Here is a 23,729-nt window from a genome sequence, read left to right on the forward strand (position 1 = left end):
TTGATGAGGCTTGTCGTCGATCTGAACCGCTGCCAGGGATACGCGCAATGCGCGTTCCTCGCGCCCGACGTCTTCACCATGCACGGCGACGAGGCACTGCTGTACACCCCGCAGGCCGACGCCGAGCAGAGGGACCACATGGCGCGTGCCGTAGCCGCGTGCCCCGTCCAGGCCATCCTCGTGGAGGGCCTGGACGAAACGGCCGGTGCTCCCCCCGCGCATGCCGAGGAGGCATCCCGTGGACGGTGACCGCCAGCTGGAATGGTTGAGGCGCGAGGGACGGATCGTGATCGTCGGCGCCTCACTGGCCGGACTGAGGGCCGCGGAGACGCTGCGGGAAGAGGGCTTCGCCGGTTCCCTCACGCTGATCGGCGACGAGCCGTACGAGCCCTACGACCGGCCGCCCCTGTCCAAGACGGTCCTGCTGGGGAAGGCGGCCGCCGACCGCACCGCGCTTCCCCGGCGCCGGGACCCGGAGGCGCAGTGGCGCCTCGGGGTCGCCGCCACCGGTCTCGACATGGCGGCGAGGCGGGTGCAACTCGCCGACGGCGACGAGGTGCCGTACGACCGGTTGCTGATCGCGACTGGTGTACGGTCCCGTCCGTGGCCGAACGAGAGCGAGGCGGAGCTCGACGGGGTCTTCGTCCTTCGCACTCGCGACGACGCGGCTCGGCTGAACAGCCGGCTCACGCAGGGACCACGCCGGGTGGTCGTGATCGGCGCGGGATTCACCGGCTCGGAGATCGCCTCCGCCTGCCGGGAGCGGGGAATCGCGGTCACCGTCGCGGAACGCGGCGCCGCGCCCCTGGTCGGTGCCCTCGGCGGTGTGATCGGCGATGTGGCCGCACAGATGCAGCGCGAACAAGGCGTGGACCTGCGCTGCGGTGTCATGGTCACCTCGCTGGAGGGTGACTCCGCGGGGCGCGTGCGCTCCGCTCACCTGTCCGACGGCACCGCGGTCGAGGCGGACATCGTGGTCATCTCGCTCGGCTCGACCCGCAATACGGAATGGCTGGCCGGATCCGGACTGGGTGCGGGCCCGCGTGGCATCGCGTGCGACGCGGGATGCCGGGCCTTCGACATCCGGGGCATCGTGACCGACGACGTCTTCGTCGCCGGCGACGTGGCGAGAGCCCCGCACCCGCTGTTCGGGTACCAGTTCCTGTCCCTGGAGCACTGGGGCAACGCTGTCTCGCAGGCCGAGATCGCCGCGCACAACATGGTCAGCGCCGGCGCGGACCGCCGCCCGCACATGTGGGTGCCGGCCTTCTGGTCCTCCCAGTTCGGGGTGAACATCAAGTCGGTCGGGGTGCCGCCCATGGGCGAGGAGATCCTCATCAGCCAGGGTGCACTGGCGGAGCGCAAGTTCACGGGTGTGTACGGACACCAGGGACGCGTCATTGGCGCCGTCACCTTCGACAACTCGCGGTGGCTGCCGTTCTACGAGCGGCTGATCGAGTCGAGCGCGCCGTTCCCGCCGCCGTTCCCGACTCTGGACAGGCGCTCCGACGGGCAGCGCCCGCTCCCGGCCGATTTCCCCGACCCCTCCGTGCCCACCCACGGTCCGACCGTCACCCTCAGCGGCTACTCGCCCGCCGACCGGCGGTTGGTCTTCACCCCCGGCCGATGACGACCGCGAGCCGTCCGACGGCGGCCACTCCCGTACGGGTCCGTCCGGAGCCGGACCGCGCCACCCCCCGAACCGTCTCCGGCAACGTCTCCACGGCCGGCGCCCACGCCCTCAAGGACCTGTCATGACGTCACTTCTGCGGCAGATCACCGACTATTCCAACCGCGCCAACCCCTACCCCCTCTACGCGGAGCTCCGAAAGACGCCGGTCGCCCACGAGGAGGACGGCCCGTACGTCATCAGCACCTACCACGACATCCACAGCCTGCTGCACGATCCGCGGATCAGCTCCGAGGCCCGCAATCTCTCCGCGCCGGTGGCCGACGAGTTGCAGCAGCCGCAGGAGGAGACGACCCTGCCGCCCGGGTTCCTGCGGCTCGACCCCCCTGAGCACGACCGGCTGCGCCGCATGACCAACCGCCCCTTCGGGCCGCCGCACAGCCCCCGCCGCGTCGAGGGCATGCGCGCGGAACTCGGCGAGATCGTCTCCGGTCTCATCGACGGTCTTGCGAACGGAGGCAGCATCGACCTCGTCGACCAGTTCTCCTACCCCTTCCCGGTGACGGTGATCTGCCGACTGCTCGGGGTGCCGCGTGAGGACGAGCCACGCTTCCACAGCTGGGCCGACACCCTCGCCGCCAGCCTGGATCCCGCCCCGAGCGAGGACCACGCCGAACGGGACCGCATCGCGAAGGAGGCCAGGACACAACTGGGCATGTACTTGGCCGGGCTGATCGAGGAGCGGCGCAAGGCGCCGCGTGACGACATGCTCTCCGCGCTGGTCAACGGCGGTGGACCGGACGGAGCCATGTCGACGATGGAGGTGCTCAGCACCGCGGCCCTGCTGCTGATCGCAGGCCATGAGACGACGGTCAACCTGATCACCAACGGGATGCTCACCCTGCTGCGCCACCCCGATGTCCTGCAGCGCCTGCGGGGCGAGCCGCGCCTGGCCGTGCCGATCGTGGAGGAGTTGCTGCGTTACGAACCGCCGGTGCAGTTGCTGCCGCAGCGCACACCGATCGCGGACATCGAGGTCCGCGGTGTCACGATCCCCAAGGGATCGTCGTTGTGGCTGGTTCTGGCGTCGGGCAACCGCGACCCGCAACGCTTCGAGGACCCCGATCGCTTCGACCCGGACCGGAAGGACATCCAGCACCTGGGACTCGGCAGCGGTATCCACAGCTGCTTCGGCGCGCCGTTGGCTCGCCTCGAGGCCCAGATCGCCCTGTCCGAGCTCGCCCGCAGACTCGAAAGTCCCCGCCTGGTTGAAGATCCTCCGCCCTACCGCCAGAACGCCGTGCTGCGGGGCCCCCGCCATCTGAACATCGAGTTCGACAGCCTGCGCGCCTAGTTCTGCGGGACTGCGGAGGGGGCCAGGCTCAACGGTCGGTGAGCAGCCCGGCGTCGTGTGCGAGGACGGCGGCTTGTACTTGGTTGGCGCAGCCGGTGCGGGTGAGGATCCGGCTGATGTGCGCCTTGACCGTACCGGCGCTCAGGTACAGCTGATCGGCGATCTCCGCGTTGGACAGGCCCGTGCCGAGCAGCCGCAGGACATCCCGTTCGGCCGGGGTCAGCTCTTCGGTCCTGCGCAGAGCGGCCTCGGTGTCCCGGCCGGAGCGTACGTGCCGTTCCAGCAGCTGCCGGGTGATCGCGGGTGCCAGGACCGGTTCACCCCTCGCGGCGAGTTGCACGGCGCGGATCAGTTCGGCGGGACCGGTGTCCTTGAGGAGGAAGCCGCTCGCCCCGGCCCGCAGGGCGCGCGTCACGTCCGCTCCCTCGCCGAATGCCGTCAGCATCACAGGCGCGTAGCGTCCGGTTCGGGGCCGTACGGGAGGCCGAGCGCTCGCCACTCCCGGGGGAGGCGGCCCGGCCACGTCCACTCCGCAGCAGCCCGCTTGGTCGCGTGGGCGCCGTGGAGGTGCCGGCCCGGGGATCCCCCGGGAGGGCTCGGCAGCGGTCAGCCGGCGTTGGCCGGCACCTGCGCCTGCTTCGCCGCGGGCACCTTGCCCTCCTCGACGACCCGGGGGCCGTGCTGTCCGCGCAGGCCGAACCAGCTGATCAGCGCGACCAGTGCGAAGGCGAGGGCCCCGATGCCGAAGGTGAGGGTGAACGCGGATTCGGCGGGCAGCGGCGGCACACCTGCCGGCAGGTGCTCGATGGTCTTGGAGGCGAGGATCGTGGTGACGACGGCGCTGCCGATCGCGCTGCCGGTGGAGCGGGAGATCGAGTTGATGCCGTTGGCGATGCCGCTCTGGTGGTGCGGAACGCTCGCCATGATGACGGCGGGCATGGCGGCGTAGCCGAAGCTGACGGCCGCGCCGACGATGAGGCCGGCGCCGATCACCGAGGCGGTGTGGGCGTGGTCGAGGGCCAGCCAGCCGAAGCCGACGGCTCCGAATGCCGCGGCCATGCCGAGCACGTACCGGGGGCCGCGGTGGCGGACCAGCCGGCCGCCGACGGGGGAGGCGAGCAGCGAGACAATCGCGCCGGGCAGCAGGAACTGGACGGACGCGCGCAGGATGGAGGCGTCGAAGCCGAAGCCGGTGATCGCCTTGGGCAACTGCACCAGGTAGGAGACGCCGAGGAAGTTCGCGAACATGCCGAAGCCGACGAGGATGCCGGCCAGGTTGGCCATGAGGACCGGGCGGTGGACGAACATTCCCATGTCGACGAGCGGCTCGCGCACCTTGCGCTCGACGAGCACCCAGACCGCGGTCATGACGGCCGCGCCGGCGAAGCTGCCCAGCGTACGGCCGGAGGTCCAGCCCCACTCGTGGCCCTGGGAGATCGGCAGCAGGAGCAGCAGCAGGGCGATGCCGAGGGTCAGCGCGCCGAGGAAGTCGGTGCGGCCGCCGGTCTTGTGCCGGGTCGCCGGGACCAGGAAGACGACGGCAAGCAGGGCGAGGACCGCGAAGCCGGTCGCCATCCAGAAGGCGTTGCGGTAGTCGGCGTCGTCGCCGGAGGTGAGCAGACCGGTGGCGACGAGTGCGAGCCCGCTGCCGAACGCGAGCGTGCCGCTGACCAGTGCCATGGCGCCGGGCAGCTTCTGCGGCCGGACCTCTTCACGCAGGACGGAAAGAGCCAGAGGGAAGATCGCGGTGGCGGCACCCTGAAGCACCCGGCCCAGGATCAGCAGCGGCAGCGAACTCGCGACCGCGGCGATGACGGAGCCAGCGACCATGACGCCGAGGACGGCCACCAGGGTGGGCTTCTTGCCGTGCTGGTCGCCGAAGCGGCCGAGCAGCGGGGTGAAGACGGCGGCGGACAGCAGGGTGGCGGTGGTCACCCAGCTGACGTTGGCGGTCGAGGTGCCGAGGTCGTTGCGGATCAGTCCGAGGATCGGGACCGGCAGGGTCTGCATCATCGACACGACCATGGCGGCGAGACTCAGGGCGAAGACGATGACCGTCTCGTTCCTCTGCCGGGCGTCAGCGACGGGTGTGGGTGCGGCGGTGCTCATGGGAGGCGGGACCTTCTCAATGCTTCAGATCGCAGATGTTTGATGACATCAAGTACTTCGCAGACGGTAGACCTAAATAGTTAAGGTGGTCAAGTAAACAATTGATAATGTGAAGCATCTTGAGTACGCTCCAACCATGAGCACCACCGCCCCGCACGCCCCCACCAAGCTCCAGCTGCTGGAGCTGCTCGCCGCCATCGGCACCGCCCAGTGGCGCGATTTCGCGGGCGCCGCCGCCCACCACGGCCTCACCTCAACCCAGGCCAAGGTCCTCGCCCAGCTCGACGGCCCGCTGCCCATGCGCGGCCTCGCCGCCCTGCTGGTGTGCGACGCGTCGAACGTCACGGGGATCGTGGACCGCCTGGAAGCCCGCGAGCTCGTCCGACGAGAAGCCGACCCCGCAGACCGCCGCGTGAAGAACGTCGTCGCAACCGACGCGGGCCGCGAGATCATCCGCCGCGTACGCGAGGAGATGCAGGAGACGCACGGCGCCCTCGACGCCCTGGACGAAGCCGAGAGCGCGACGCTCTACGCCCTGCTGGAACGCCTGCGACCGTTGATGGAGCAGAACGTCTGACGGCCGGGCCGCCTGGGCGATCCGCTCTTCGACCTGAGACCGCTACCTCGGAGACGTGAGCCAGGGTTCTGAGAGGTCGTAGTAGCTGACGTCCTGCATGAGGGACATCATCTGCTCGAATTCTTCCCTCATCTCGGCCGGCGGTTCCTTCTGCTCCCCCTCGCGAGCGGCCTTCTCCGAGGTGAAGTAGACCGCCTCGGTGAATCCACCGTCGCCGTGCAGCCCTACGGTGCCGCCGATCAGGTCCGGCCGGAACGCGGCAAGACGTTCGTCGTCGGTCGCGTCGTACATCTCGCGGAAGCGGTCGGGATCGGAGACCCGCCCCTGGATGATCTGGACGAAGCCCGCGTCGTCCGAGCCGCCCCGCAGGTACGACAGGACTTCACGGCAGTTGTGGAACGTGACCTCGCCGGTGAAGAGCTTCGAGGTCTCCGACCACCACGCGCTTTGCTCCGGCCGGTCGCTGTTGCGCTGCGCCGCTTCCGCCGACTCGAAGCGGACCACTCCCACGAATGTGCCGTCACCGGTCACACCCCCTGTGGAGCCGAGCCAGCCGGTGGCGCCCGCAGCAATGTCCGCCTGCCATAGGTCGAGCCGGGCCCGCAGTGCCGCGGCGTCGCTGACGTGACCCTGGATGACCTGGATGAACATGAGCACCCCTCGTACAGATCGCCAAGCCGATGGAGCCACCGGCTCCTGTACCCGACGCTAGGGTGAGCCGCCCGGTCCGGCGAGCCGAGAGGTGAACACCCCCCGGATGTTCTTCCCGTACTGACTCTCGGGGCCCGTAGCCCGACCGTGTGACATGCCCAGCCGAAATACGGCCGCGTGGCGCGCCGGTCCGTCCCGCTCACGACGCAGGGTGCTTTCGTCTGTGCGCAGGCTGGGGACTGCTCATGTGGGCCCGTCCTGGCGGACAGTCCGAGGCTCAACCTCCCCCTCATGCATCGCCCGTCGGCGTTCTTCACGTGGGCGGGCGGGCCGTTCGAATACGCCTAAGGAGAGCTCGTGGCAACTGGAGTCGACGAGAGCCGCGGAACCACATCCGCGCAGCTGCTCAGGGGCCAGAAGGCGCTGGTGACCGGCGCCAACTCGGGCATCGGCCTGGCGACTGCCGTTGCCCTGGGCCGGGCCGGAGCTGACGTGGTGGTGAACTACGTCGTCGGCGCGGACGAGGCCGAGAAGGTCGTGGCGCAGATCAAGGACTTCGGGGTGCGAGCCTACGCCCATCAGGCTGACGTGTCCGACGAGGACCAGGTGATCGCCATGGTCGCCCGGATGGTCGAGGAGTTCGGAACCATCGACATCATGGTGGCCAACGCGGGCCTCCAGCGGGACTCGTCTCTGACGGAGATGACGCTCGCCCAGTGGCAGAAGGTCATTGATGTCAACCTGACCGGCCAGTTCCTCTGTGCTCGGGAGGCCGCCAAGGAGTTCATGCGGCGCGGCGTGGTGGAAGAGGTTTCCCGGTCGGCCGGGAAGATCATCTGCATGAGCTCGGTCCACCAGATCATCCCGTGGTCGGGGCACGTGAACTACGCCTCCTCCAAGGGTGGTGTGGGGATGCTGATGCAGACTCTCGCCCAGGAGCTGGCCCCCCATCGGATCAGGGTGAACGCGGTTGCACCCGGCGCGATCCGCACGCCGATCAATCGCGACGCCTGGTCAACGCCCGAGGCCGAGGCCGAACTCCTGCGGCTTATTCCGTACCGCCGTGTGGGCGACCCGGACGACATCGCCAATGCCGTCGTCGCCGTGTCCTCAGACCTGCTCGACTACGTCGTCGGCACCACGCTCTACGTCGACGGTGGTATGACGCTCTTCCCCGGCTTCGCCACCGGAGGCTGATCTCCGATGCAGGATCATGTGACGCCCCGCCGGGTGGTCATCCTCGGCGGGGGGTTCGCCGGGTTGTTCGCTGCTCGCGCGCTGCGGCGGTCACCGGTCGCGGTGACCCTGGTCGACCGCCGCGCCCACCACCTCTTCCAACCGCTGCTGTACCAGTGCGCCTCCGGAATCCTGTCCGAGGGCCAGATCGCCCAACCGCTCCGCGCGGTCCTGCGACGCCACCACAACGTGAGCTGTTTGCTCGCCGAGGCCACCGACGTGGATGTCGAAGCCCGGCTGGTCCACGCCCGGCGGCCCGACGGCGGAGCTGTCGAGCTGCCCTACGACGATCTGATCGTCGGGGTCGGCATGCGCCAGTCCTACTTCGGGCACGACGAGTTCGCCGCGCACGCCCCCGGCATGAAGACCCTGAACGACGCGCTGGACATCCGCCGGCGGATCTACCAGGCGTTCGAGATGGCCGAAACGGCCACGGACGCCCGGGAGCGGCAGCAGTGGCTCACCTTCGCGCTCGTCGGCGGCGGGCCGACCGGTGTCGAACTCGCAGGCCAGATCAGGGAGATCGCCGGCCATACGCTCGACCGGGAGTTCCAGACGATCGACTCCGCCCAGGCCCGGGTGCTGCTCTTCGAGGGGTCCGACGAGGTGCTGGGAGCGTTCGGCCCTGCACTGGCCCGCCGCGCGGCCCGAACGCTGCAGAGCCTCGGCGTGGAGCTTCACCTGGGCACGATCGTCACCGACGTCGACGCGCACGGCTTGACGGTGAAGGGCCGTGACGGCGCAACGACGCGGTTCGAGGCACGCACCGTGCTGTGGACGGCCGGGGTCGAGGCGCCGCCGATTGCCGCCGCGCTGGCCCGGGCAACCGGTGCCACGCAGGACCGGGCCGGACGCATCGTCGTCGAACCCGATCTCACCGTCCCCGGTCACCCGGAGATCCGCGTCACGGGCGATGTGATGAGCCTTGACCGGCTGCCGGGCCTGGCCGAGGTCGCCATGCAGTCGGGCGCATACGCCGGCCGGGCCGTGCGCCACGCGGTGGAGGGCAGGACGAAGCAGCCGAAGCCCTTCAAGTACTGGGACCTCGGCAGTGCCGCCTACATCTCGCGCGGCCGGGCCGTCCTCAAGGCCGGCCCGCTGCACCTGTCGGGCGCGGTCGGCTGGCTCGCCTGGCTCTTCATCCACATCATCTTCCTCACCGGATACAGAAGCAGGCTGGGAGCGGTGCTCAGCTGGTCCGTCGCCTTCGCCACCAGCTCGCGACGCGAGCGCGCCTTCACCTCGTCCGACGCCGACGCGCCGGTCGGCCGGGCGCCGGGGCCGCAGGCGCCCCCACCGCCTCCCTGACCACGGCACCCGGCCGGTACCTTCCGGCCGACGGCCTTCGCCCCCTGTCGTTCCTCACCCCCCGCGCCCCGCGGGGCAGACCATCGAGGCGCACATGCTCAGTACAGCGGCCATTCTGGCGAACACCCCGCCCCAACTCCTGCCGGCTCGCGAGCTGATGGCTTTCACCCTGGCCTCGCACATCCTGCTGGTCCCGTTCGGGGTGGCGCTGCCGTTCATCACGCTGCTGATGCATCACCGGGCGCTTCGCCGCAACGACCCCGTCGCCCTCAAACTCGCACGGCGCTGGTCTGCGGTGATGGCCATCCAGTTCGCCATCGGCGTCGTAACAGGCACCGTGTTATCTTTCGAGCTCGGCCTGCTGTGGCCCGGCATGATGGGGCGCTGGGGTGACGTCTTCGGACTCGGCTTCGGTGTCGAGGCGTGGGCGTTCTTCCTGGAAGCCGTCCTGATCGCGATCTACCTCTACGGCTGGCGCCGGCTGAAGCCATGGACCCACTTCTGGCTGGCCGTACCGCTGCCGCTGGCTGCCCTGATGGGGGCGTTCGGAATCATCGCCGCCAACTCCTGGATGAACACACCGCAGGGGTTCAATCTCGACGCCCAGGGCAAGCCCGTCGACGTCGACGTGCAGCAGGCGATCTTCACACCGATGTTCGGCCCGGAGTACTGGCACTTCGTGGTCGCGATGCTCCTGACCGCCGGGTATGTGGTCGCCGGGGTGTACGCGGTGGGCTGGCTGCGCGGGCGCCGCGACCGCTACCACCGGCTCGGCTTCACGGTGCCGTTCACCGTTGCGGCTATCCTCACGCCGGTCCAGTTCATGCTCGGCGACTCCGCTGCTCGGGCCGTCTTCCACAAGCAGCCGATCAAGTTCGCCGCCATGGAGATCGTCTGGAAGACCGACACCCATGTGCCGGAGTACCTGTTCGGACGGCTCAACAGCGACGGGACGATCTCCGGTGGACTCAAGATCCCCCAGCTCGACTCGATCCTCGCCGGTTTCAAGCCGAGTACCCAGGTGACCGGGCTGACCTCGGTGGCGGCGTCCGACCGGCCCACCGCCGTCCAGGCCACCATCGCCCACTGGGCTTTTGACATCATGGCCACTGTCGGCAGTGTGCTGATCCTGCTCGCGCTGTGGTATGGCTGGTGCTGGCTACGGCACCGGGACCTTCCTCGCAGCCGCTGGTTCTTCCGCTGCGCCGCCATCGCGGGAGCCGCGTGCCTGGTCACCGTGGAGTGCGGCTGGATCACCACGGAAGTCGGCCGCCAGCCCTGGATCGTCTACAACCACATGAGGGTCTCGGAGGCGGTGACCGCCACCAAGGCCGGATCGCTGTGGGCCATGCTCGGCATCGTCATGGCCGTGTATGTGGTCGTGTTGGGCGCGTTCCTCGCGGTCATCCTGAAGTTGCGTACCCGCTGGCGCATCGCGGACGAGGGCTTGGCGGCCGGGCGAACCGGCCTGCCTCCGGAGTCTGACACCCCGTACGGGCCCAGAAGCGAGCCCGAGCCCGCGGCCGTCGGGACCGCGCCCCGTGGCGGCTCCGACCGCACCTCTGGCGGTGCATCATGATGGCCGATTTCATCGCCTGGGTCTTGGTGGTCGCGATCGCCGCCTACGCCTGTGCCGGGGGTACCGACTACGGCGCGGGATTCTGGGACCTCATGGCCGGAGGTGCGGAGCGCGGCACACGGCCCCGCTGGCTTGTCGATCACGCGATGGCGCCGGTCTGGGAGGTCAACAACGTTTGGTTGATCTTCGTCTTCATCGTCATGTGGACCGGCTTCCCGACGATGTTCCAGGCCGTCTTCGAGGCCATGTGGCTGCCTCTCGCGCTCGCGGCCGTCGGCCTGGTGCTCCGCGGCGCCGGGTTCGCCCTGCGCAAGCCGTCCCGCCGACTGGCCCAACGGCGGATCTACGGTGCGGCGTTCGCCATTTCATCGCTCCTCACGCCCTTCTTCCTCGGGGCGGTGCTCGGCGGCATTGCTGCCGGCCGGGTCGCGGTCGGGACCACCGCGTCCGCGGACGCCTGGAGCAACCCGACCTCGGTCCTCACCGGTCTGCTGACCATCGCCGCCACCGCGTTCCTCGGAGCGGTGTTCCTGTGTGCCGATGCTCGACGGTTCGGTACGGAAGACCTCGTGGGCTACTTCCGTCTGCGGGCGCTGCTCGCTTTCGCCGCCATCGTCGTCCTCGCGCTCATCGCGCTCCCCGTCACTCATGACGACGCCCGGTACGTCTGGGAGGGCCTCACCAGGGGCCTGGGTCTGCTGATGATCGTGCTGGCAGCGGTGTGCGGTCTGGCCACGGTGCTGCTTCTGGTGCGCAGGTCCTACGGCTGGACGCGCTACACCTCGGTGGCGAGCGTGGCCCTCACCGTCGGCGCTTGGGGCTTCGCGCAGCGGCCCTACCTTCTGCCCACCTCACTGACGGTGGCCGAGGCGGCCGGCGCCCCTCATACCCTGCGCTGGCTGGCGATCGTCACGGGCATCGCTATCGTGCTGGTCGGCCCGGCTCTGGTGCTGCTCTACCGGCTCGACACGCAGGGTGAGTTGGAGCCGCTCACCGACGCGGACACGCTGGCGGCCAGAGCGCCCGGCGACCAGCTGTAGCGGATCTGGTCCGGTTCCCTCAGCGACGGAGCCGGTGGCCGGTGGCACTTCCACCTGCCGCCGGCTCCGTCGCTGCGTGCGGACCCCGTCAGCGCAGCCGGGCGGCGATGTGGTCGCCGACTCGCAGGGCGTTGGCGATCGCCGTCAGCGACGGGTTCACCGCGCCGATGCTGGGGAAGAAGCTCGTGTCCACGACGTAGAGGTTGTCGAGGTCGTGGGCCTTGCAGTCCACATCAAGGGCCGAGCTGCGGGGGTCGGTGCCGAACCGGACGGTGCCTGCCTGGTGGGCGGTGGCCCCGATGGGCATGCCCTTGTGGAGGTAGATGCTGTGCGACAGCAGATGGTGCTCGTGCATGCCCAGGTGCCCGAGCATCCCCTGCAGCTTGTGCTGGAGGCGCTTGAGCCCGGCGACGTTGTTCTTCTCGTCGAGGGCCAGATGGATGTCGCCGTTCTTGTCGAGGGTGACGCGGCTCTCGGGCAGCGGGAGGTCCTCCCCGCAGAGCCAGAAGTCGACGGCATGGTGCGCGAGCATCTCGAACGGCATGTCCGGTGAAACCGCGCCGGCCCAGCGCGGCGCCTCGCCGTGGATCTGATCGGCGTCCGATTTGCCCAGCATCTGGATGCCGCCGAGCGGGAAATCCCAGTCGTCGGCCCCCAGGTACCAGTCGTTCAGTGCCAGTGTCTTCTGGAACTTGGTGGGGTTCGGTTCCTTCGACACCGCCATCAGCGCCAGGTTGTTGTGCCGCATGTAGTGGCGTCCCACCACGTCCGAGCTGTTGGCCAGGCCGTCCGGGTGTTTGTCGTTCGCCGAACGGAGCAGCAGGGCAGCGGAGTTGACCGCGCCGCAGGCGACCACGACGATGTCGGCGCTGAATTCCCGCGTCGATTCGTCCTCTAGCTCGGCAACGACACCGGTGACGGTCCGTCCGGTCGGGTCGGTCTGAAGGCGCCGGACATGGGCGCCCGTCACCATGGTGACGTTGTCGTGCTTCAGCGCCGGGTCGACGCAGATCACCTGGGCGTCGGACTTGGCGCCCATCAGGCAGGGGAAGCCGTCCACCCGGTCACAGCGGATGCAGACGCTGTCATGGGTAGCTCTGCCGTTCTCGTCCTGGGTCAGGTTCACGCCGATGGGCAGATGGAAGGGGTGGAGCCCCTTCTTCTCCAGGTCGTCGCTGAGCTGCTGGATACGTGGCTCGTGTTCGACCGGGGGGTGGGGGTACTCGCCGCTGGCCGGGCCCTCGGTCGGATCCTCGCCGTGCCGCCCGTGTACGAGGTAGAGCTGCTCCGCCTGCGTGTAGTACGGCTCCAGGTCCTCGTAGCGAATCGGCCAGGCCGGAGAGACGCCGTCGTGGTGGCGCAGCTCGCCGAAGTCCTCGGGCCGGAGCCGGAAGAGCGCCGCGCCGTAGAACTTGGTGTTGCCCCCGACGTAGTAGTTGACCTCCGGGGGGAACTCATTGCCGTGCTTGTCGTACCAGAACTCGGGGGCGCGGTATTTGCCCTTGACGAAGACGGCGGTGGAGTCCCAGTTGTCCCGCTCGCGGGGCAGGTAGCCGCCGCGCTCCAGGATCAGGATCCGCTTGCCGGTGGGGGCCAGCCGGTGGGCGAGCGTGCCGCCGCCCGCTCCCGTACCGATGATGATGACGTCGTAGTGCTGATCGTCGGCCATGCGGGGTCCCGTTCTACGAGTCGATGGCTGTCCTCGCCGTAGTGCTCGCCCGCAGGACAGGTGGTGTGCGGGTCAAAATGCACCTGCATACGTGGGACATTCAGTGCCGAATCCGAAGCTATCGGGCAGCTCTGGTGCCGGCGACCGGATGAGTGCTGAAGAGGTCCCTGTTCACCCGATCGCCCGTACGGCGCTCGACGCCTGGTCGACGACGCTCTGCGGATCGGCCGCCGCGTCGACGGTCACGCCGCGCTCGTCGGGCCGCAGCGGTTCGAGTGCGGCGTACTGGGAGTCCACCAGCCGGGCGGGCATGAAATGGCCTGTGCGTCCGGCGACCCGTCGTTCGGCGGACGCCCGGTCGAGCGCGAGGTGCAGGAACACGACGCCTTCGCCCGCCCGGCGGAACATGTCCCGGTATTCGTACCTGAGAGCCGAGCAGGCCATCACTCCGCCCCGGCCGGAGGCGGTCGCCTGCCGGATCCACTCGCCGAGGGACAGCAGCCACGGCTCGCGATCCTCGTCGTCGAGCGGCCGGCCGGCGGCCATCTTGGCGCGGTTCGCGGCCGGGTGGAAGTCGTCAGCCTCTACGAAGGGCACCGCGAGCCGGTCCGCGAGCAGCCGGCCCACCGTGGACTTCCCCGAACCCGACACACCCATGACCACCACGACCGGCGGCACCCGAGACGCTGCTCCCACGAAGGTCCTCCCGGCCTCGTCCGTCCGACTCGGCCTGACGGTAGGACAGGGCCCGCCCCCTGAGCTGCCCGACCGGCCGACAGACTCTACATTCAGCCCATGAGCCCCATGGACCGTCCGACCGATCGGAGCGCCGCGAGGTTTCTGCTCCCGTACCCCCCGTCGCAGATCGGGGGCCTGCCCGCGGGACTGCCCGTCGCGGTGTGGGACGGTACCGGCGCTCCGCCCGGCATCGAGAACCTGGCGGCGGTGGAGTTCTTCGTCATTCCGTACACCTTCGCGGATGTGGCCGCGCCGCTGATGCCCCGCCTGCCGCGGCTTCGGGTCGTCCAGTCCCTCTCCGCCGGCGTCGAGGGCCTCCACCAGCACGTCCCCACCGGCGCGGTGCTCTGCAACGCCGGGGGAGTGCACGACGCCAGCACCGCCGAGCTGGCGGTGACGCTCATGCTCGCATCGCTGCGTGGCCTCCCCGGCTTCATCCGGAATCAGGACACGGCCGAGTGGATGGGCGGCTTCCGTCAGGCACTTGCAGACCGCACCGTCCTGCTGGTGGGCTACGGCTCCATCGCCTCCGCGGTCGAGGCCCGGCTCACCCCCTTCGAGTGCGACGTGCTGCGAGTGGCCCGGACCGCCCGAGATGCCCCACGGGGTCCTGTGCACCCCATCACCGAACTGCCCGAACTGCTGCCCCGCGCCGACGTAGTGGTCCTCACTGTCCCGCTCACCCCGCACACCCGCGGCATGGCCGACGCGGACTTCCTCGCCCGGATGCGGGACGGGACGCTGCTGGTGAATGTGTCCCGGGGTCCCGTGGTGGACACCGGCGCGCTGCTCGCCGAGCTCGGCGCCGGACGGCTGAGTGCGGCTCTCGACGTCACCGACCCGGAGCCGCTCCCCGCCGGGCATCCGCTCTGGCACGCCCCCAACACCCTGATCACCCCCCACGTCGGCGGCACCACCTCAGCCTTCCTGCCCCGCGCTCTCCGCCTGGTCCGGGCCCAGTTGCTGCGCTATCTGAAGGGGGAGCCGCTGGAGAACATGGTGCCGCCGCCCGCTCCCTGACGGAGGACCAGCGCCGAGGGTCGGCTTGCCGAGTCCGGGACGGCCTCAGAACACAGCGATCGGGTTGACCGGTGAGCCGGTGGCGTCCGGCAGCCTCAGCGGGGCGATGACGCAGAGGAACGACCAGCGCCCTTCCGCCGCGCAGACTGCCGCAAGGTCCTCGAACTGCAGGTAGTCCAGCAGGTGAAGTCCCATGGCATGGACGGCGAGCACATGCACAGGGAAATCGACGCCCTCGGTGGAGCTCGGCGCGGTGTCATTGTTCCCATCGCCGCCGAGCACCGCGACCCGCCGGTCCGCCAGAAACTGAAGCGCGGAGGGATGGAGCCCGGCGCGCATGTCTGCCGAGTGCCACGCTCCCAGCTCATTGCGGCGGCGACGGTGCCCTACCCGGACGAAGAGGAGATCGCCGTCGGACACCCGGACGTGCTGGGCACTCTCGGCAGCGGTGAGGTCGTCGAGGGTCACGTGATCGCCTGGTTCGAGCCACGGCACACCGCGCAGCCGCGGAATGTCCAGCAGCACGCCGCGTCCGACGATTCCGTCGCGAGCCGCTTCGACGGACAGGGCCGTGGCCCCGGCCGGCGTGACGGTGTTCGCGTCCACGCCACCGTGCAGGGTGCCGTTGTAGATCACGTGACACAGGGCGTCGAGATGGCTGTCGGCGTCCCCGTGAACGTTCATCGTGAAGCGGTCCCTGGCGAACTGGAGCCCGCTCGATTCAATCCCACCCCGTACGGCGCCCGTCATGAGGTGCCCGGTCGGCTCAGGATTGTCGGGCCCCTGCTCCGTCTCGATCTGCGCCGCCATCGTCACCGTGCGGCCCGTCCTCACCTCGGCTGCGGCCGCCACCACATGACGCGGCGTGATGTCGTCCAGGGCACCGCGGTGGGAGGCACGGGCCCTGCGGCGGACTCGAGCGTAGAGTTCGGCGAATTCGCCGGCGCTGAGCCGGGGCAATCCCGCCGGGGTGGCCATGAACCGCGCTCACTTTCCGACCCGGTCGAGCGCCTCGTCCAGGGTGACGGCAGCCATGATCAGCGACAGATGGGTGAACGCCTGGGGGAAGTTGCCCAGTTGCTCCCCGCTCGGACCCACCTCTTCGGCGAAGAGGCCGACGTGGTTGGCGTAGGTCTGCATCTTCTCGAAGGTGTACCGGGCCATGGGAAGCCGTCCGGCTCGGGCCAGGGCGTCCACGTAGAGGAAGGTGCACAGGCTGAAAGTACCCTCCGAGCCGCGCAGGCCGTCCGGTGATGCCGACGGGTCGTAGCGGTAGACGAGACTGTCGGAGACGAGTTTGCGGTCCATCGCGTCGAGCGTTGACAGCCAGGCGGGGTCCCTGGGAGCCAGGAACTTGACCCTCGGCATGACCAGGAGGGAGGCGTCGAGGACGTCGCCGTCGTAGTGCTGGACGAAGGCGCGCTCGCGCTCGCTCCATCCGCGTTGCATCACCTGCTCGAAGACGGCGTCCCTCGCCCTGCGCCATTTGTCCACATCGGCGGGTCTGCGGAAGCGGTCCGCCAGCCGCAGCCCCTGGTCGAAGGCGACCCAGGACATCACCCGGCTGTAGGTGAAGTCCTTCCGGCCCCCGCGGGTCTCCCAGATGCCCTCGTCCGGCCTGTCCCACGTGTCGGCGAACCAGTCCAGCGTCCTGGTCAGCGTCTTCCAACCCTCGTACGTGGCCTGCTGGGCGAGCTCAAGGCCCTGGGACACCGCGTAAAGCGCCTCACCGTAGATGTCGAGCTGGAGCTGGTCCGCCGCACCGTTGCCGATCCGGACCGGGGACGAACCGCGGTAGCCCTCGAAGTGAGCGAGGGTCTCCTCCGGCAGGTCGGGGTTGCCGTCGACCCGGTACATCGTCTGGAGCGGTTCACCGTCCTTGCCCTCGCGCTCGCGCAGACGGGCGACCAGCCAGTGGACGAAGGCGGTGGCTTCCTCGGCGAAGCCGAGGTCCAGCAGGACCCGCACGGACAGAGCGCCGTCGCGTACCCAGGTGAACCGGTAGTCCCAGTTGCGCTCCCCCCCGACCTGCTCGGGCAGCCCCGTGGTGGCCGCGGCAACCAGGGCGCCGGTGGGGGCGTAGGTGAGAAGTTTCAGGGTGATCACCGAGCGGTGCACCAGCTCGGGCCAGCGGCCCCGGTACCGGGACTGGCGCAGCCAGGTGTGCCAGAAGTCGACGACCTCCCAGAACTGTTTGGTCACCCCTTCGACTGTGGGAGGTTCCGGCGTGGCGCCCGGAGCGCACACCGTGAAGACTGCGCCGCCGAACTCTCCCGCGCGCAGAGTCAGCCTGCCGCGTACGTCCTGGCCGTTCCTCTCCAGCGGGAAGGTGCCCTGAAGGTGTGCCTCAATGCCCGGAGCCCGGAACACGGCAGCGTCGTTGTCGAGTTCGAGCTCGTGCTCGGCGCGACCGTAGTCGAAGCGCGGCCGGCAGTCGAGCGCGAAGTCCACGGTCCCCCGCACGACGCGCACCGCCCGGATCAGGGTGTGCCGGTCGCTCGCGACGCCGGTCCGGTCCGGGGGCATGAAGTCGATCACCTCGCCCACGCCGTCGGGCGACATGAAGCGGGTCACCAGGACGGCCGTGTCGGGGTAGTAGAGCTGCTTGGAGGTCCCGTCCGGGTGCTCGGGGGCCAGCTGGAAGTATCCGCCGCGGTCGTGGTCGAGCAGCGCGGCGAAGATGCTGGGGGAGTCGAACCGGGGAGCGGCGAACCAGTCGACGACGCCCTGCGACGAGACGAGGGCAGCGGTCTGCAGGTCGCCCACCAGGCCGTGCTCGGCGATGGGAGGGTAGCGGTCCATGGCCACTCCGGGGGCTCGAGATGCTCCTGAGATCCACCATCGCTCACCCCGGTGGTCCTCGCCATGCCGAGGCGGGGCGACCGCTCGCCCAGGTCCCCGGCTCGCGGGGCGGCACCCCTTACGGCGCAGGGCTCCGGCTGAGGCCATCGCAGGGGGCCCACAGCAGGGCCGTCCGGGCGCCCCCTGGGGGACCAAACCGTGCACCGCCCTCGGTTTGCCGACCGCCCGCCCGGCGGGCGTTACTGGCTAGGGCCTGCCCAGGGCACGTGGGGTCCGGACTCGACGCCCGGGCCGTCGCGCCCCGGTGCGGCCGAGTGGCCCGGCGATGGAGGTTGTGCATGGAGATGATCCACGTCCGACTGGTGAGCCCTCCTGACCTGACGTCCCGTGCGGTTGAGCTGCTGGCCGACGACCGCTACGTGTTCAACCTGGTCGTACTGCGCGAACTGGCGCGCAACCCCGACGGCGACGCGGTCGAGTGCGACATCCTGGCGGGTGCGGCCAACGACGTGTTGCGCGGTCTGCGCGAGCTGGAACTCGACCGCCGCGGATCCATCGTCATCGAACCGGTCGAGATGGCCTTCTCCGACACCGCCGCCAAGGCGGAGCAGAAGCAACTGGGGGCGCTCGCGCATGCGCCGGTCTGGGAGGAGGTCGAGGCGCGCATTCGCGCCGAGGGTACATACCTGCCGAGCTTCTACCTCTATCTGGTCATCGCAGGCGTCATCGGGTCGGTGGGGATCCTCACCAACTCCCAGATCCTTATCGTCGCGGCCATGGTCGTCGGACCGGAGTACGGGGCCATCGCCAGCGTCGCGCTGGGCATCGAGGGTGGCAACGGGACCAGGATCCGTCAGGGCCTCTTCGCCCTTGCTGTGGGATTCCTGACGGCCATCGTGGTGACATTCCTGTTCTCGTTGGCGATCCGGGGACTCGAACTGCAACCCAGGGCATTCGACCTGGGCATCAGACCGGTCTCGAGCCTGATCGACGCCCCCAACGTCTTCTCCGTCGTCGTCGCGGTGCTGGCCGGAATCGTCGGGATCGTGTCGCTGACCCAGGCCAGAACCAGCGCACTGCTCGGCGTCTTCATCTCGGTCACCACCATCCCGGCTGCCGCCGACGTCGGCGTCTCCTGCGCGTTCTCCAGCTGGAGCGAGGCGCGCGGGTCCATGCTCCAGCTGCTGCTCAACATCGTGCTCCTGATCGTGGTGGGTGTGCTGACGCTCAGATTCCAACGTGCTGTCTGGCGGCGCATCGGCCGAGGCAGCGTGCACTCGCGCAGCAGGCGCTCGCGCGGCGGGTGACGCCGCCGTTCCGACCGGGGAAGCAGGCTGCCGTGCGCCGACCGGAAGGATGCGGCGGCCGTGGTGGCAGCCGGGGGGCCGGCCCGTCATCCACCGCCCGTGGCTCCAGTGGGCGAAAGCGCCGAGCGATTCCGCCCGTGGAACGTGTCGCGCTTGACCGGCTCTGCGCGCGGCCGCATGCTCCCGACGGAGGCCAATACCGCAGGTCACCACATCGACCGCGGTTGACAGCGCCCGCCGGGCGGACCAAGGGGGCCACGCGTGCAGGAGAGCCGCACCGGACAGCAACTGACGCTCCGCCACGGCCCCCACACCGCCGTCGTGGTTGAGCTGGGCGCGGCGCTCAGGTCGTACACAGTGGGTGAACGCGCCGTGATCGACGGGTTCGCCGCGCAGGGCCGGATCACCGGCGGCCGCGGCCAGATCCTGGTGCCGTGGCCCAACCGGATCAGGGACGGCCGGTACCGCTGGAACGGGCAGGAGCACCAACTCCCGCTCACCGAGCCGGCCGGCGGCAACGCCCTCCACGGGCTGCTTCGGTGGGTCTCATGGCGTGTCGTGGAGTCGAGCGACAGCCGGGCCGCACTGGCCGTGCAACTGTGGCCGCAGCCGGGCTACCCATTCCACCTCCACGTCCTCGCCGAGTACACCCTCGGGGAGGGAGGACTTGAGGTGGCCGTCACGGCGCGGAACCTCTGCGAGAGCGCCGCACCCTACGGCTTCGGCCAGCATCCCTACGTCATGGCGGGCACTGCGGTCGTCGACGAGGCGGTGCTGACGGTCCCCGCACGGACGAGGCTGCGCACCGACGAGCGTGGCTTGCCGGTGGCCGCCGAGCCGGTCGCCGGGACGGCGTACGACCTGCGTGCACCGCACGCCGTGGGAGCACGCCGACTTGACACCCCTTTCGGCGACCTCGACCGGGACGCGGACGGGCGGGCGGTGGTCCGCCTGGCACACCCGTCGGGTGCCTTCGGTACGGACGTGTGGCTCGGCGAGGGCGCCGACTACGTGCAGCTCTACACGGGCGACACTCTGCCGCCGGGGGAGCGGCGTCGCGCGGTCGCCGTCGAGCCGATGACCTGCCCGCCGGACGCCTTCCGCAGCGGCACCGGGCTCGTCAGCCTCGGCCCCGGCGAGCGGCACACGGTGAGGTGGGGGATCACGCCGTGGGGAGAGTGATCTGACCGGCGCGCGCCCGGTCCGGGGTGATCGCTGTTGCAGCCGGAACGGCGAGGACATAGCCAAGGCCGAGTTCCTCGATCCGTTCATTCAGCACGTGGGCGGGGACATTCTTGATGAACCTGGTGTCACCGATGATCAGCACCTCGTCCGGGCCGAGCTGCCGCCGACATGGTCGCGCACATCGTCACGCACCGCATCGGCGTTCGGATCTTCGTGAAGGTGGTGGGCGGACGTGGCGGCCGGCTGGGAGTGGGACGACATGTTGTTCTCGGGTACCGCCGCCTACTACCAGCGCGGGAGGCTTCCTTACGCCCCCGGGCTGGCGGACGTACTCGCCGAGGTTCTGAAGTTCGATGGGCAAGGGCGCCTCATCGACGTGGGATGCGGACCGGGAACCCTCGCCCTGGGTCTGGCCCACTTGTTCGGCGAGATCGTCGGCGTGGACCCGGACAGGGAGATGATCGCCGAAGCCAAGCGTGAGGCCGTCGAGCGAGGAGTGGCCGAGAAGGCGCAGTGGGTTCAGGCTCGGGCCGAAGATCTTCCCGCAGGACTTGGAACGTTCTCCGTGGCCACATTCGGCCAGTCCTTCCACTGGATGGACCGCGACCTGGTGGCGGCAACCACCAGGGACATGCTTCAAGTTGGCGGGGCCCTGGTGCACATCTCGGACGTGAAGACGGAGACCCGAACCGTCGACGCTCTGCCGTATCCAGCGGTGCCCTGTGCGGCGATCGAGGGGTTGGTCAGGCACTACCTCGGACCGGTCCGACGAGCCGGTCGGGGCGTGCTGCCGCAGGGAACACCCGGCGGCGAGGCCGCGGTGCTCGCCCGGGCGGGATTCTCCGGTCCGCAGCGTCATGTCGTTCCCGGCGGACAGCCGCTGGAACGCACGGTTGACGACGTCGTCGCGGGGGTGTTCTCGATGTCGTTCTCGGCTCCGCACCTGTTTGGCCCGCGCCGCGACGCATTCGAGGCAGACCTGCGTCGGCTGCTGCTGGAGGTCTCCGCGTCGGGCAGGTTCTCCGAACGCCAGCCGAGCACCGAGGTCTTCGTCTGGTGGCGAGACCCCGCTGAACCGGTACCTCTGCCGGTCGCGTGATTCTTCGAAACCGGTGAATTGGGCCAGGAGCAGGTGTGGCAGCAAGTGCGGGCGGCCCACGCTCAGTTGACGGCTCAGCTTCGGGCGTACCGGCCTGGGGTGATGCCCACGACTCGCTTGAAGTGCCGGGTGAAATGGGACTGGTCGTAGAAACCGACCGCGGTCGCTACCTCGCCCGGCGGCTGTCCGTCGAGTAGCAGACGCCGGGCCCGGTCGACGCGGCGGGACATCATGTACTGGTGGGGTGCGATGCCGAAGGCGGCGCTGAAGGCGCGTACGAGATGCGTGGGGTGGGCGTGGACCAGCTGCGCGGCCTCTTCAAGGGCGATGCCTTCAAGCAGTCGCTCGTCGAGGAGGTCACGCAGGCTCTGGGCGATTCCGGGGTCGGGCTCCGCGCTGCCGACGGCTGGCCTGGGGCGCAGGTGTTCGCGCAGTCGCTCGCTGATGAGGGCCAGGCGGCTCTCCGCCTCGAACTCGTCGCCCCGGTTCGCGAGGGCTGTGTGCAGCTGTCCGACGCGTTTGCGCAGGACGGGCTCGGTGACGTCCGGGCCGTCGACCGCCGGACCGATGAAGCTCTGGTCCAGCTGCGTCATGTCGAGGTAGAGCACGCGTTTGTGGAAGCCGTGAGGGGTGGCAGGTGAGCCGTTGTGCGGGACCTGCGGCGGGAGCAGGCTCACGGTGTCGCTCGGGGTGCCGCGCTCGTGGCGGTCCAGGTCGTAGCGGACCGCGCCGTCGTCGACGATCAGCAAAGTCCAGGCGTCGTGGACGTGCATGGGGTACGCGTGCTCGGTGAAGTGAGCATGGAAGACCTCTACGACACCCGCGACCCGCGGGCGCCAAGCGGAGATCTCCTGCCGGGGCATCACGCAAAGAACGTACAAGACGGAGAAGGCGTGCATCGTGGAGTCTCGAAGCATGAGAACCGAGGACGAGACGGAGGCCGGCGCCGGAATGGTGACCGGTGCAAGGTCTGAGAACGTGCCTGTCCGCTTCGACACCAAGATTGCCGTCCTGCTGCGCGACGACCTTGAGTCGTGGCAGCGGCTGAATGTAACCGCCTTCCTGGTCAGCGGGATAGGCACGGTGTCACCCGAGGTGATCGGCGAGCCGTATGCGGACGCCGACAACACCGAGTATCTGCCGATGTTCCGCCAGCCTGTGCTGGTCTGCGAGGCGACGAAGGAGACACTGACCGCCGCGCACGGTCGTGCGCTGTCTCGCTCACTGCCCAGAGCCGTGTTCACTTCAGAGCTGTTCAGAACGGGCAATGACCGGGACAACCGGGCGGCTGTACGGGCCGTGGGCAGGGATCAGCTCGATCTGGTGGGGCTGGCCATTTATGGGCCGCGCAACGCGGTGGACAAGGTCCTCAAGGGCGCGCGAATGCACCCCTGAGCGACTTCACATCAGCCCGGCAACGGGCGGTGAGGGAGCTGACGCGAGCGAGCAGACAGCAGCGAACTCAGGAAACCAGCCCTCGAATGCGGTCGGCCAGCTGCGTGCGATTGATCACTGCTTGAGGTTCGCCGCTTTGAGGGTCAGTAACTATCAGTATCTCGTTCGGAGTACCCCGCTCAGCCAGACCTGCAATCGTCATCGTTCCGGGCACCCTGAACACCTCGGCGGATTCCCCATTACCGACGAAGCTGTCAACCGGAACATTGCGCGCATCGCCCCCAACAGCTTCGGTAGCCTCACGCAACTGCTCAAGGCTGACAGATCTGAAGTCCGTTGCACTTCTCTTTACGAGAGCAATTCCATGGCGCCTCTCCATAAGACCCATGAGTGTGTCGGCGACACTCGTTTGGGGCGTGACCACAAAGGGTGCGTCGGCGCTGGAGAGTAGTTGCTCTACCGGCAGACTGGCTACGTCTTTGTAGGCGACCACGATTTCAGCTCCCCGTCACGTCGGCACATTCACAGCGGGCTGCTTGACAGGGGCACTGGTGGGAGATCCTGCAGGATTCTGCACCTGGTCAGCAAGCCCCAAGATCTTCTCGCTCTCCGCCTGGCGCATAATCTGTCCTATCAGGGTGGGCCACGCGACACCTACGATGAGCGCTTGAAGATAGGCGAACTGTGTGCCGTAAGGAAACTGGAAGATCACGGCCAGCGCAGCTCCCAGCATGACGAACACGCAGATCTTGGAAGGACTCAAGCGTGTTGTCGCCGGCTGCCCCTTGGGGCGGATATCCAACTTCTCGAAGCCCGGGCGTATTCGCGCAGCGGCCTGCTCTCCAAGAAATCCGAGAAAGAGTGCACCAAGGAAAGCACAGCTTCCCACAAAGCCAAAAATAGCCGCCAGGAGCAACTCCCAGTGGAAGTAACCCGCGAGGCTTGACGCTAGCAGCATGTTTACTCCAGTGCTGGCATCGATGGATATCGACGGAAAAGCACCGCAGCGCTGATCACCACGCTAAGCCTC

24 protein-coding genes are annotated in these 23,729 nt (G+C 69.0%); 14 read left to right on the forward strand and 10 right to left on the reverse strand.

The genetic code is table 11. The features are described from left to right. Positions 1-3: 3 nt before the first annotated feature. The 4 genes from OHA61_RS38305 to OHA61_RS38320 are packed head-to-tail and all read left to right on the forward strand — an operon-like array spanning position 4 to position 2,984. On the forward strand, positions 4-249 hold the full coding sequence (locus tag OHA61_RS38305) for a ferredoxin (RefSeq protein ID WP_406306999.1): 246 nt from the start codon (positions 4-6) through the stop codon (positions 247-249). Further along, a complete protein-coding gene (locus OHA61_RS38310; RefSeq protein WP_406307000.1) occupies positions 221-1,630 on the forward strand; it encodes an NAD(P)/FAD-dependent oxidoreductase in 1,410 nt (469 codons plus the stop codon). The genes OHA61_RS38305 and OHA61_RS38310 overlap by 29 nt, the downstream gene beginning before the upstream one ends. Further along, a complete protein-coding gene (locus OHA61_RS38315) occupies positions 1,627-1,758 on the forward strand; it encodes a hypothetical protein (protein ID WP_406307001.1) in 132 nt (43 codons plus the stop codon). The genes OHA61_RS38310 and OHA61_RS38315 overlap by 4 nt, the downstream gene beginning before the upstream one ends. After that, positions 1,755-2,984, forward strand: coding sequence for a cytochrome P450 (locus OHA61_RS38320; RefSeq protein ID WP_406307002.1), 1,230 nt, complete (start codon positions 1,755-1,757; stop codon positions 2,982-2,984). Before OHA61_RS38315 ends, OHA61_RS38320 begins: the two co-directional genes overlap by 4 nt. A gap of 28 nt (positions 2,985-3,012) precedes the next feature. Here the strand turns inward: OHA61_RS38320 and OHA61_RS38325 are convergent, their stop codons facing one another. Together OHA61_RS38325 and OHA61_RS38330 are read right to left on the reverse strand one after the other, a co-directional pair. Next, the gene (locus OHA61_RS38325; RefSeq protein ID WP_406307003.1) at positions 3,013-3,429 is read right to left on the reverse strand and encodes a LuxR C-terminal-related transcriptional regulator; all 417 of its coding nucleotides are present in this window, start codon (positions 3,427-3,429) and stop codon (positions 3,013-3,015) included. Between the two features lie 161 nt (positions 3,430-3,590). Beyond that, the gene (locus tag OHA61_RS38330) at positions 3,591-5,093 is read right to left on the reverse strand and encodes an MFS transporter (protein ID WP_406307004.1); all 1,503 of its coding nucleotides are present in this window, start codon (positions 5,091-5,093) and stop codon (positions 3,591-3,593) included. Between the two features lie 136 nt (positions 5,094-5,229). Between OHA61_RS38330 and OHA61_RS38335 the strand changes: the two genes are divergently transcribed. Continuing rightward, a complete protein-coding gene (locus tag OHA61_RS38335; protein WP_406307005.1) occupies positions 5,230-5,670 on the forward strand; it encodes a MarR family winged helix-turn-helix transcriptional regulator in 441 nt (146 codons plus the stop codon). Between the two features lie 42 nt (positions 5,671-5,712). Here the strand turns inward: OHA61_RS38335 and OHA61_RS38340 are convergent, their stop codons facing one another. Then, the gene (locus OHA61_RS38340; RefSeq protein WP_406307006.1) at positions 5,713-6,321 is read right to left on the reverse strand and encodes a hypothetical protein; all 609 of its coding nucleotides are present in this window, start codon (positions 6,319-6,321) and stop codon (positions 5,713-5,715) included. 357 nt (positions 6,322-6,678) lie between these two features. Between OHA61_RS38340 and OHA61_RS38345 the strand changes: the two genes are divergently transcribed. The 4 genes from OHA61_RS38345 (at position 6,679) to OHA61_RS38360 (ending at position 11,484) form a co-directional block, all read left to right on the forward strand. Next, positions 6,679-7,518, forward strand: a complete 840-nt coding sequence (locus tag OHA61_RS38345; RefSeq protein ID WP_406307007.1) for an SDR family oxidoreductase — start codon at positions 6,679-6,681, stop codon at positions 7,516-7,518. Positions 7,519-7,524: 6 nt separating this feature from the next. Continuing rightward, complete coding sequence (locus OHA61_RS38350) at positions 7,525-8,865, forward strand: NAD(P)/FAD-dependent oxidoreductase (protein WP_406307008.1); 1,341 nt, start codon at positions 7,525-7,527, stop codon at positions 8,863-8,865. Between the two features lie 94 nt (positions 8,866-8,959). Then, a complete protein-coding gene (locus tag OHA61_RS38355; RefSeq protein WP_406307009.1) occupies positions 8,960-10,444 on the forward strand; it encodes a cytochrome ubiquinol oxidase subunit I in 1,485 nt (494 codons plus the stop codon). Beyond that, positions 10,441-11,484, forward strand: coding sequence for a cytochrome d ubiquinol oxidase subunit II (locus OHA61_RS38360; protein WP_406307010.1), 1,044 nt, complete (start codon positions 10,441-10,443; stop codon positions 11,482-11,484). Before OHA61_RS38355 ends, OHA61_RS38360 begins: the two co-directional genes overlap by 4 nt. A gap of 88 nt (positions 11,485-11,572) precedes the next feature. On the opposite strand, the gene OHA61_RS38365 is transcribed toward OHA61_RS38360, so the two are convergent. After that, on the reverse strand, positions 11,573-13,153 hold the full coding sequence (locus OHA61_RS38365) for a GMC oxidoreductase (RefSeq protein WP_406307011.1): 1,581 nt from the start codon (positions 13,151-13,153) through the stop codon (positions 11,573-11,575). A gap of 171 nt (positions 13,154-13,324) precedes the next feature. Further along, positions 13,325-13,810 carry a gluconokinase gene (locus OHA61_RS38370; RefSeq protein WP_406307610.1) on the reverse strand — a complete coding sequence of 162 codons (486 nt, stop codon included), beginning with the start codon at positions 13,808-13,810 and terminating at the stop codon, positions 13,325-13,327. A gap of 138 nt (positions 13,811-13,948) precedes the next feature. Here OHA61_RS38370 and OHA61_RS38375 point away from each other — a divergent pair, with 138 nt between their 5' ends. Continuing rightward, positions 13,949-14,911 (forward strand): 2-hydroxyacid dehydrogenase, encoded by a 963-nt coding sequence (locus tag OHA61_RS38375; RefSeq protein WP_406307012.1) that lies wholly within the window; start codon positions 13,949-13,951, stop codon positions 14,909-14,911. Positions 14,912-14,956: 45 nt separating this feature from the next. On the opposite strand, the gene OHA61_RS38380 is transcribed toward OHA61_RS38375, so the two are convergent. Both OHA61_RS38380 and OHA61_RS38385 read right to left on the reverse strand, forming a co-directional pair. Then, the gene (locus tag OHA61_RS38380) at positions 14,957-15,889 is read right to left on the reverse strand and encodes a cyclase family protein (RefSeq protein ID WP_406307013.1); all 933 of its coding nucleotides are present in this window, start codon (positions 15,887-15,889) and stop codon (positions 14,957-14,959) included. 9 nt (positions 15,890-15,898) lie between these two features. Next, the gene (locus tag OHA61_RS38385) at positions 15,899-17,713 is read right to left on the reverse strand and encodes a glycoside hydrolase family 15 protein (protein ID WP_406307014.1); all 1,815 of its coding nucleotides are present in this window, start codon (positions 17,711-17,713) and stop codon (positions 15,899-15,901) included. A gap of 338 nt (positions 17,714-18,051) precedes the next feature. On the opposite strand from OHA61_RS38385, the gene OHA61_RS38390 reads away from it, so the two are divergent. The 3 genes from OHA61_RS38390 (at position 18,052) to OHA61_RS38400 (ending at position 21,304) form a co-directional block, all read left to right on the forward strand. Then, entirely contained in the window at positions 18,052-19,020 is a 969-nt protein-coding gene (locus OHA61_RS38390) for a DUF389 domain-containing protein (RefSeq protein ID WP_406307015.1), read from the forward strand. A 261-nt stretch (positions 19,021-19,281) separates the two neighbouring features. Next, on the forward strand, positions 19,282-20,202 hold the full coding sequence (locus tag OHA61_RS38395; RefSeq protein ID WP_406307016.1) for an aldose 1-epimerase family protein: 921 nt from the start codon (positions 19,282-19,284) through the stop codon (positions 20,200-20,202). 262 nt (positions 20,203-20,464) lie between these two features. Continuing rightward, complete coding sequence (locus OHA61_RS38400) at positions 20,465-21,304, forward strand: class I SAM-dependent methyltransferase (RefSeq protein WP_406307017.1); 840 nt, start codon at positions 20,465-20,467, stop codon at positions 21,302-21,304. A 74-nt stretch (positions 21,305-21,378) separates the two neighbouring features. Here the strand turns inward: OHA61_RS38400 and OHA61_RS38405 are convergent, their stop codons facing one another. Next, positions 21,379-22,167 (reverse strand): AraC family transcriptional regulator, encoded by a 789-nt coding sequence (locus tag OHA61_RS38405; RefSeq protein ID WP_406307611.1) that lies wholly within the window; start codon positions 22,165-22,167, stop codon positions 21,379-21,381. Between the two features lie 88 nt (positions 22,168-22,255). On the opposite strand from OHA61_RS38405, the gene OHA61_RS38410 reads away from it, so the two are divergent. Then, positions 22,256-22,699 carry a DUF2000 family protein gene (locus OHA61_RS38410; RefSeq protein ID WP_406307612.1) on the forward strand — a complete coding sequence of 148 codons (444 nt, stop codon included), beginning with the start codon at positions 22,256-22,258 and terminating at the stop codon, positions 22,697-22,699. A gap of 67 nt (positions 22,700-22,766) precedes the next feature. Here OHA61_RS38410 and OHA61_RS38415 read toward each other — a convergent pair whose 3' ends face one another. After that, entirely contained in the window at positions 22,767-23,192 is a 426-nt protein-coding gene (locus OHA61_RS38415) for a hypothetical protein (RefSeq protein WP_406307018.1), read from the reverse strand. Positions 23,193-23,207: 15 nt separating this feature from the next. Next, entirely contained in the window at positions 23,208-23,657 is a 450-nt protein-coding gene (locus tag OHA61_RS38420) for a hypothetical protein (RefSeq protein WP_406307019.1), read from the reverse strand. Between the last annotated feature and the right edge of the window lie 72 nt (positions 23,658-23,729).

It is taken from the genome of Streptomyces sp. NBC_00885 (assembly GCF_045207475.1).
GTDB lineage: Bacteria > Actinomycetota > Actinomycetes > Streptomycetales > Streptomycetaceae > Streptomyces.

Coding starts and splice junctions, on each gene's coding strand:
- OHA61_RS38305 (WP_406306999.1), top strand. CDS start 4: ATGAGGCTTGTCGTCGATCTGAACCGCTGCCAGGGATACGCGCAATGC.
- OHA61_RS38310 (WP_406307000.1), top strand. CDS start 221: ATGCCGAGGAGGCATCCCGTGGACGGTGACCGCCAGCTGGAATGGTTG.
- OHA61_RS38315 (WP_406307001.1), top strand. CDS start 1,627: ATGACGACCGCGAGCCGTCCGACGGCGGCCACTCCCGTACGGGTCCGT.
- OHA61_RS38320 (WP_406307002.1), top strand. CDS start 1,755: ATGACGTCACTTCTGCGGCAGATCACCGACTATTCCAACCGCGCCAAC.
- OHA61_RS38325 (WP_406307003.1), bottom strand. CDS start 3,429: ATGCTGACGGCATTCGGCGAGGGAGCGGACGTGACGCGCGCCCTGCGG.
- OHA61_RS38330 (WP_406307004.1), bottom strand. CDS start 5,093: ATGAGCACCGCCGCACCCACACCCGTCGCTGACGCCCGGCAGAGGAAC.
- OHA61_RS38335 (WP_406307005.1), top strand. CDS start 5,230: ATGAGCACCACCGCCCCGCACGCCCCCACCAAGCTCCAGCTGCTGGAG.
- OHA61_RS38340 (WP_406307006.1), bottom strand. CDS start 6,321: ATGTTCATCCAGGTCATCCAGGGTCACGTCAGCGACGCCGCGGCACTG.
- OHA61_RS38350 (WP_406307008.1), top strand. CDS start 7,525: ATGCAGGATCATGTGACGCCCCGCCGGGTGGTCATCCTCGGCGGGGGG.
- OHA61_RS38355 (WP_406307009.1), top strand. CDS start 8,960: ATGCTCAGTACAGCGGCCATTCTGGCGAACACCCCGCCCCAACTCCTG.
- OHA61_RS38360 (WP_406307010.1), top strand. CDS start 10,441: ATGATGGCCGATTTCATCGCCTGGGTCTTGGTGGTCGCGATCGCCGCC.
- OHA61_RS38365 (WP_406307011.1), bottom strand. CDS start 13,153: ATGGCCGACGATCAGCACTACGACGTCATCATCATCGGTACGGGAGCG.
- OHA61_RS38370 (WP_406307610.1), bottom strand. CDS start 13,810: ATGGGTGTGTCGGGTTCGGGGAAGTCCACGGTGGGCCGGCTGCTCGCG.
- OHA61_RS38375 (WP_406307012.1), top strand. CDS start 13,949: ATGAGCCCCATGGACCGTCCGACCGATCGGAGCGCCGCGAGGTTTCTG.
- OHA61_RS38380 (WP_406307013.1), bottom strand. CDS start 15,889: ATGGCCACCCCGGCGGGATTGCCCCGGCTCAGCGCCGGCGAATTCGCC.
- OHA61_RS38385 (WP_406307014.1), bottom strand. CDS start 17,713: ATGGACCGCTACCCTCCCATCGCCGAGCACGGCCTGGTGGGCGACCTG.
- OHA61_RS38390 (WP_406307015.1), top strand. CDS start 18,052: ATGGAGATGATCCACGTCCGACTGGTGAGCCCTCCTGACCTGACGTCC.
- OHA61_RS38400 (WP_406307017.1), top strand. CDS start 20,465: ATGTTGTTCTCGGGTACCGCCGCCTACTACCAGCGCGGGAGGCTTCCT.
- OHA61_RS38405 (WP_406307611.1), bottom strand. CDS start 22,167: ATGCCCCGGCAGGAGATCTCCGCTTGGCGCCCGCGGGTCGCGGGTGTC.
- OHA61_RS38410 (WP_406307612.1), top strand. CDS start 22,256: ATGGTGACCGGTGCAAGGTCTGAGAACGTGCCTGTCCGCTTCGACACC.
- OHA61_RS38420 (WP_406307019.1), bottom strand. CDS start 23,657: ATGCTGCTAGCGTCAAGCCTCGCGGGTTACTTCCACTGGGAGTTGCTC.